Source organism: Noviherbaspirillum autotrophicum (assembly GCF_000818395.1).
Lineage (GTDB): Bacteria > Pseudomonadota > Gammaproteobacteria > Burkholderiales > Burkholderiaceae_D > Noviherbaspirillum > Noviherbaspirillum autotrophicum.
Genome location: NZ_JWJG01000012.1, coordinates 1 through 7630 on the forward strand (window position 1 = coordinate 1; position 7630 = coordinate 7630).

A 7630-nucleotide genomic window follows, 5' to 3' on the forward strand; every position below is an offset into this window, starting at 1 on the left:
CAACATGGAAATGAATACATATGGCTTAGCCGCTGATTACCCGGGACGGTGAATGGCTGTTTTCCGGATTGCCGTATGGCAGCTAAGGATCGGCAGCTCTCCTTCATCCTGCGCTGGTGATCGTCTGAAAGGCAACTGATAGCGGCCGGCCCCTCGAGAGCGCCAACCAAGCACCGCCGGCCATGAGCGGTTCCTCCGAAAAGCATCATCCCCCTTGAAGTAGACGTCGTAAATTATGTATAAAAACTAATCGTGGATGAATATGGTCGGTCCGCATCCCGTATGCTGCGCATATTAAACTGGCTGCCTGTCTGCAAAGGAAGAGGAAAATATTGGAATTGAAATATCTGATGGGCTATCCCGACGAACTACTGCGGCAGGTGCATAAACTCATCGCCGACAACCAGCTGGCGAATGTGCTCCTGAAGCGGTACGGGGCGACGCATGACATTCGGACTGACAAAGCACTTTATCAGTATGTCACTGCGTTGAAGAATGATTTCATCCGGAATGGCGCGCCGATCAGCAAGGTCGTTTTCGACGGCAAAATTCATATCATCCGGCACGCGCTTGGAACGCATACCACTATCTCCAGGGTGCAGGGCAACAAGCTCAAGGCCAAGCGTGAGATCAGCGTTTCATCCCTCTTTAAACATGTTCCGATCGAGTTCTTGAAGATGATCGTGGTGCACGAACTGGCGCACCTTAAGGAGAAAGAACACGACAAGGCATTCTATAAACTGTGTACCTACATGGAGCCGCAGTATCACCAATATGAACTTGATTTGAGACTGTACCTGACGCATCTGGACTTATCCGGTAAGGCCTTGTGGTCCGGACCAATGGAGCGGTCCCCACTTATTTAGCTGACGAAAAACGCAACGGGTCGAAAAAACCATGATCGACGTACGAACCTTGCGCATAGCAGGCACGGGTCATCACTAGTACAGCCAGGTCCGGTTAGAACCGGGGTTGGCAGCAAACGGCGAGCCGCATTTCGCGGAGCCATCCGCCCCGCTTGACGGGAGAAAAGCGCAAAGCGCTTGACGCAAATGGTGCACAATGTTCGTGCCACGGGTGCCTGCAGGGTTAGCGCATGCATGCGCTGCAGGTGTGAAGGTGCGTATCACTCGCCAGCGTATGGTCGGAAGAATTCGCCCGACACAGTGGTGCGGACATAGCAGCCGGAGTAACGACCGGCCACCCGTGACCTACCACTCAATACTTGTCGATAATGCAAGGATGCTGCGTATGTAGGCCCGTTAACGTGCATGCATTCGAGGCGTGGTATCAGACACACAGGGCAATTTATCTGCATTAGCTCATCAGCTAAATGGCTGACCAGCGAATCGTACACACTGAGGTACCTCTCAAGTCTCAATGATTGAACGGCTGCTTTCTGGAAGGGAATTTGATTGCTTTGGGTCGATTATTCCAATCGTTGCCAGGCAACGAATGTCCTGAGCGCAGCGTAAAGCAGTCAGAAGCGTCGTCACGGAGGTTGTTACTTCCCGTGAAATGAGGAAGGGCGATCTCAGGTATGATGCTTATCGGGGTATCGGGTCCGGCTTCTGGGTTGTGCCGCGCCCAGTCCTTTGATGAGCGATGCGCGTGACGATCACTCAATATGGTTGATGGTGGAGGAAGTTCAATGAGTGATTTAAAACGTCATATCGGACAAAAGGTAGCACTGGCCACGGCCGTTTTTTGCACACTGCTTACTGTGCCGATGTTTGGCCTGTTCATCTGGCTGTGGATGGAGCGAGGGCTGGCTGATCGCTGGGTGCCGAGCGCGTTGGCCACGATCGGTTTCCTCGGAGCCTGCGCAGTGGTGCTTTACGTGATGAGCCGGCCGCAGCCGCCGGTCGAGACTGCTGAAGCCGACCTTAGGGGTTAGATAGCGGCCCGGTTGAGTTCATGGGATTTTCCTTTGCTCCCCTCGCCCGATCCGGGAAAGAATTGCATAGCACCTGGTCGGCGTAGCTACTGGGCCGATGGTCCTTCCCCGTAGCCGACGGCCAATGGATCACGAAGCCGCCATCACTGCTGCGAGCATCCTCAGGTCGCTTAGGATCGTCTCTTCGAATTCGCACTCAGCAGGCGAAGGTCAGCAACTGCGTCTATAGCCGCCGGTACCGCGAGAACGACGACTAGGCATGTTCGGCCAGGAACGGTCTTTTGACTATGTTTCACGAAGGGCAGCTTTGCGTGCGGTAGCTGAGACATCGACCGAAGCTAGCAAAGTGGAGCGTTGACTGCCGCTAACCAAGTCGCGTCACCACGAAATCGAAGAAGCTTCTCAACTTGGCGCTAGGCCGTGCCTCGGGCCGTCGGACGATGTGGACGGCTCGGGTGGGGAGCTCCCAATCGGGCAGCAATGGCAATACGTGACCTGCCGCGATAGCTGGCGCAAGCAGTGCGTCTGACTGCACGATCACACCGATGCCCGCCATGGCCGCACTTAGTAGCGCCTGGCCATTGTTGGTGCTGAATCGTCCATGCACAGGCACATTGACGACATCGTCTCCTTGCGTAAAGCGCCAGACGTGGCGAGGACCCCAAGCGGCAAAATTTAGCAGCGGGTACTTTTCAAGTTCCGACGGGTGTCCTGGCATGCCATGGCTTGCGATCCAGCCGGGACTGGCCACAGCCAACATGCGAGACGGGGCGAGCTGCCGTGCGATCAGGCTGTCGTCGATAGTGCGGCTCATGCGTATTCCACAGTCAAAGCCCTCTTCAGCGAGATCGACCACGCGGTCGTTCAGGCTCAAATCCACTTCCACGTGCGGGTGCATCGCCATATATTCGCCAATCACCGGCGTCAGGCGATGGGCACCAAAGGACACAGGAGCCGTGATCCTGAGCGTGCCCATCGGCACCGCGCGCAAGGCGTCGGCAACGCCGTCGGCAGTCTGCACACTGGCCAGAACGTCCCGACATCGTTCAAGGTAGGCCGCGCCTATCTCGGTGAGCCGATGCCGCCGCGTCGTGCGGTCGATCAGTCTCGCTCCCAACTGTGCTTCGAGTGATTGAATGTGCTTGCCAACCATCACCGCCGAGAGATTCAGCGCCGTTGCTGCCGCCGCAAAGCTGCCCGCGTCGATGGTGGCCACGAATACTTCCATAGCACGTAGTTTGTCCATATTGCTAATCACTGATTTCGAATAGCCAAACCATATCATCATTTATCTCATCGCTGATTCGCAATAATCTGGGCATCCCGTTTTTTAAATAGGAGATGGACATGAGAATTTTGGTTATTGGTGCCAGCGGTACCGTGGGCAGTGCTGTGGTTGCAGCCTTAGCTGATCGACATGAGGTGGTTCGCGCGGGGCGCGAGCACGGCGAGTACCGGGTCGACATAACACGCGACGACAGCGTGGAGGCGATGTTCGAGGCAGTGGGCCCGGTGGACGCGATTGTTTCGACGACTGGCAGCCTGTTCTTCGGCCCCCTCGAGACGATGCGACCTGCTGATTTCAACATCGGCTTGCAGGACAAACTGCTCGGCCAAGTGCGACTCGCGTTGTTAGGCCAGCACGTGCTGCGCGACGGCGGCTCGATCACGCTAACTACAGGCATTGTCTCCGACGAGCCCATTCGTCAGGGAGCTAACGCCACCGCCGTCAATGCTGCGGTCGAGGGCTTCGTTCGGGCGGCCGCAATCGAGTTATCTCGCGGTGTGCGGATCAACGCCGTAAGTCCGACAATGTTAACGGAATCACAGGCTATCTATGGCCCGTTCTTCCCAGGTTTCGAGTCGGTGCCGGCGTCGCGTGTCGCGCTGGCGTATGTGCGGAGCGTAGAGGGGCCGCAAACCGGGCGTATCTATCGGGTATGGTGATGAGACTTGCGGCGGCTCCCGAGTTGGCAGATCAGAACGATTGATGCGTGGGGCAGCGGCCGCATGTACCCACGTTGCCGACATATTGGGAGCGATCATGGAGGACGGCAACGGGTCGGCTGTTCTCCTTCATCCCACTCTTGAGATCGTCTGAAAGGCGTCCGATAGCGGACAGTTCTTCAAGCGTGCCGATCAAGCCCTACCGGCCAAAAGTCGTCGTCGCACTTTCCCCGCTGCCAGACTATCCGTCAGCTTCAGCTTCATTTACATCGTAGAAATAAATCTCATCTTGAAATTCCTGCCCTTGATATTGCCGGTACTTAATCGTGCAAACGCCTTATCCGCGATACGTCTGTCCAGAGCCACATAGGTCATGAACTCAAACACATTGATCTTGCCGACCTGTTCCTTGGTCAGACCTGCATCCCCGGTCAACGCACCCAGAACATCGCCCGGGCGCAGCTTGTCCTTTTTTCCTCCCATGATGCAAAGCGTCACCATCGGTGCGCGCAGCGCGCCACCTTCCGCGAATTCCATCGACGCCAGCTCGAACCATTGCACCGGCCCTCCCTGATATGCCTCGATCAGCTTTACCCATTTCTTTTCATTCGGGCTACACAGGCTTAGTGCCAGGCCTTTATCCTGACCCCGACCGGTGCGGCCGACGCGATGGATATGTACCTCGGTGTCTTTCGACACATCGACATTGATGACTGCGCCGAGCGTCTGAATATCCAGTCCGCGGGCAGCGACATCGGTAGCCACCAGTACAGAGCAACTCTGATTGGCAAACAGCACCAGGATCTCATCGCGCTCCCGTTGTTCCAGGTCGCCATGTAGCGCCAGTGCGGACACACCTTGTTCGCGTAATTCGGCGGCCAGTTCGCGGCAGTGAATCTTGGTATTACAGAAGACCAGTGTCGATACTGGTTTGTAATGATTGAGCAACCGCGCTACAGCAGCGTTGCGTCCGTCGCTATCCACTTCATAAAAGCGCTGTTCAATCTGAGAGGCGTCGTGCTGCGCCTCCACTTTCACTTCATACGGCTCTCTCAAAAACGAGGCGCTCGCCTTGCGAATATCGTCCGGATAGGTGGCAGAAAACAGGAGCGTCTGGCGCCGCGCTGGACAGGCGCTGACAATGCCGGAGATCTCTTCATAAAAGCCCATATCAACCATGCGATCAGCCTCATCCAGCACAAGCGTTTGCAACTTGGATAAATCGATGGTGCCGCGCCCGAGGTGATCGCGAATCCGCCCGGGCGTGCCAACGACAATATGCGCCCCATGCTCCAGCGAGCTAATCTGTGGCCTCATTGCCGCACCGCCGCATAGGGTGAGTACCTTGATGTTCTCGGCAAAGCGGGCCAGTCGGCGCAATTCATTCGATACCTGATCGGCCAGTTCCCGAGTGGGACAGAGCACCAGTGCTTGAATAGCGAAGTAGGCCGGGTTAAGTTTGTGCAGGATGCCGATACCAAACGCGGCTGTCTTGCCGCTGCCGGTCTTGGCTTGGGCGATCAGATCGCGCTGCTCCAGAATCAGCGGCAAGCTTTGCGCCTGGATATCGGTCATCTCGCGATAACCGAGGTTGTCGAGATTGCTCAATAGTGCCGGCGGCAACGGCAAACTGGAAAAGGGCGTAGTATTCAAAGTGAGAATGCTTGTCGCTTCGTATTGGTGAAGTCGGTGTGTTCAAAGGTTAAACGGGGCATGGGATCTGCCCCTGTAAACCAAATTATCGGTATCGCTGAGGTCTAGCCGACGGCGCGTTGCGCTTTTCAATATGGCGGAAGGTGATTCTGCCTTTGCTGAGATCGTAGGGCGAAAGCTCCAATGTCACTTTGTCTCCTGCGAGAATGCGAATGTGGTTCTTTTGCATTTTTCCCGAAGTATAAGCAATCAATTTGTGGCCGTTATCCAGATCGACACGAAAACGTAATTCGGGTAGTGCTTCAACGACGACGCCGTTCATTTCAATCAATTCTTCTTTTGCCATGCGATGACTCCTGGGTTGGCTATGAGGTTCGTCAACGCAAAATGGCGTGGACGTTGTTGCTTGCGGCGCTGTAGCTTCGGGGGATGGAGCTAGCAACTAAGTAATGGACGCAAAGCGAAAAGCAGAGCGATCTCTGTCTTGGGCGCTTCAGTAACGGAGTGGACGGTGATGGTGTGAAATACAACCATACCCATACGGGCTTGAAAAAAGCCCGCTAGGTGCGGGCTTCGTCTCAATGTATTGCCAGTGCTTCAATCTTCGCACCAGCCCATGCTATCTGCATGGTGCAGTGCTTCGGGCGCCTAGACTATCTGTGTAGTGCACCCAAGGTGTAAATCGACCAACATATCTGGAATTCAAAGTCCGTGGAACACGCGAGCGTTACAGCTCTACACTACTGCAACTCAGTTCAACGAGACACGCTGAAGTTCGTCACTACTTCAACGCAAATGCAGTGTACCACACTGCTTGTGCAGCGCACAAATATATTGGGATTGGTTTAATTTCCCAGTCGCTGTTGCAGCGACGCACCTTTGGTGCGACGGTTAATGCGGCGTTGATTGACCGCTTTCTGCGATCAGCAATGACCGCTTAGGGGCGTCTGTTCTCCTTCTGCCCGCCCTAGTGATCGCCTGAAAGGCAACCGATAGCGGCCGGTGCATCAGGAGTGCCGACCAAGCACTGTCGGCCAGGAGCAGACGGTCGTTGGTGTTCCATCCGCAGCCAAGGTGATAGCATCTCATCTCCACGGTTACCAAAACTATTTCTGCTTGTCCGACGATGCAAAGAGTACTCGTAAGCGCCTGCCTGCTCGGCAGCCCCGTCCGCTATGATGGAAGTAGCAAGCAGGTCAACAGCGCGTTCCTAGAGGGATGGCGCGCAGAGGGACGAATTGTTTCCATATGTCCTGAGACGGCTGGAGGCCTGCCAACACCTCGCCTGCCTGCTGAGATTGCGCGCGCTACGGGTGGGTCTGCGGTCCTGAGCGGCGCTTCGCCGGTAGTTGACGTCACCGGCGCTGACGTCACTGCATCTTTTGTGACGGGGGCCCAGCAGGCACTATTAGAAGCCCGGGCGAAAGGAATTTCCGTCGCCGTACTCAAGGAGGGCAGCCCGTCGTGCGGTTCCGGCTTCACCTATGACGGAAGTTTCTCCGGCGCGACGGTGAAAAAGCCGGGAGTTACGGCGTCTCTGCTTATGGCGCACGGCATTGCGGTCTTTAGTGAACATACCTTGGACGAAGCCGACGCGCTGCTGCGCTCGCTTGATGACACGAGACCATGAAATCCGGCAGAAATCACAGGCTCTAGGAGTTGGGTCTGTTGAGGCATCTCTGAGTCGGCGTTTGTGACGCTGGAATAACTGGTGAAAGTCGCTGAAAGGGCAAAGTCCGCTTCGGGTCGCCTGCTCCAATTCATGGCCAGCAGGCGAAGGTTAGCAACTGCGCATAAAGCTGCCGGCGACTCAAAAACTTCGATCAGGTACATCCGGCCGATTCTGTTGAAAAACTCCGGAGAAATATTCTCCCGCTATGAAAGCAGACGCATTAAGTCGCAGGAGTAGTGCATCTGTCGGCGTTTTGGTGCAACTAATTCGTTTGACGAATCGTTATGGCTGCATTCGGACTGGTCCAGTATTGCTGGATTACTTTTTCAAATGTAAGGGACTTCCCCGTCCCGAAGCGACGTTGAAGTCGCACGGCATCAAGTGCCAAGATTGAGGTGTCACCGTTCAATCTAACCAGGAGGGGAAGTCATGCACCAGCTTACTACCATCGGGATTGATCT

Annotated in this window: 7 protein-coding genes; 4 read left to right on the plus strand and 3 right to left on the minus strand. The window is 55.5% G+C overall.

Translation table 11 applies throughout. The features are described from left to right. The first annotated feature begins 329 nt into the window (after positions 1-329). Both TSA66_RS01090 and TSA66_RS01095 read left to right on the plus strand, forming a co-directional pair. Positions 330-866, plus strand: a complete 537-nt coding sequence (locus tag TSA66_RS01090) for a YgjP-like metallopeptidase domain-containing protein (protein ID WP_232429371.1) — start codon at positions 330-332, stop codon at positions 864-866. A gap of 785 nt (positions 867-1651) precedes the next feature. Beyond that, positions 1652-1897, plus strand: coding sequence for a hypothetical protein (locus TSA66_RS01095; protein ID WP_040038662.1), 246 nt, complete (start codon positions 1652-1654; stop codon positions 1895-1897). A 364-nt stretch (positions 1898-2261) separates the two neighbouring features. Here TSA66_RS01095 and TSA66_RS01100 read toward each other — a convergent pair whose 3' ends face one another. Beyond that, positions 2262-3185 (minus strand): LysR family transcriptional regulator, encoded by a 924-nt coding sequence (locus tag TSA66_RS01100; RefSeq protein WP_232429370.1) that lies wholly within the window; start codon positions 3183-3185, stop codon positions 2262-2264. A 59-nt stretch (positions 3186-3244) separates the two neighbouring features. Between TSA66_RS01100 and TSA66_RS01105 the strand changes: the two genes are divergently transcribed. Further along, the gene (locus TSA66_RS01105; protein ID WP_040038663.1) at positions 3245-3844 is read left to right on the plus strand and encodes a short chain dehydrogenase; all 600 of its coding nucleotides are present in this window, start codon (positions 3245-3247) and stop codon (positions 3842-3844) included. A 264-nt stretch (positions 3845-4108) separates the two neighbouring features. Here TSA66_RS01105 and dbpA read toward each other — a convergent pair whose 3' ends face one another. Next, entirely contained in the window at positions 4109-5497 is a 1389-nt protein-coding gene (gene dbpA / locus TSA66_RS01110; protein WP_040038664.1) for an ATP-dependent RNA helicase DbpA, read from the minus strand. An 85-nt stretch (positions 5498-5582) separates the two neighbouring features. Continuing rightward, complete coding sequence (gene infA, locus TSA66_RS01115) at positions 5583-5843, minus strand: translation initiation factor IF-1 (RefSeq protein WP_040038665.1); 261 nt, start codon at positions 5841-5843, stop codon at positions 5583-5585. A 780-nt stretch (positions 5844-6623) separates the two neighbouring features. Here infA and TSA66_RS01120 point away from each other — a divergent pair. Continuing rightward, positions 6624-7127 carry a DUF523 domain-containing protein gene (locus tag TSA66_RS01120; RefSeq protein WP_040038666.1) on the plus strand — a complete coding sequence of 168 codons (504 nt, stop codon included), beginning with the start codon at positions 6624-6626 and terminating at the stop codon, positions 7125-7127. The last annotated feature ends 503 nt before the right edge of the window (positions 7128-7630 follow it).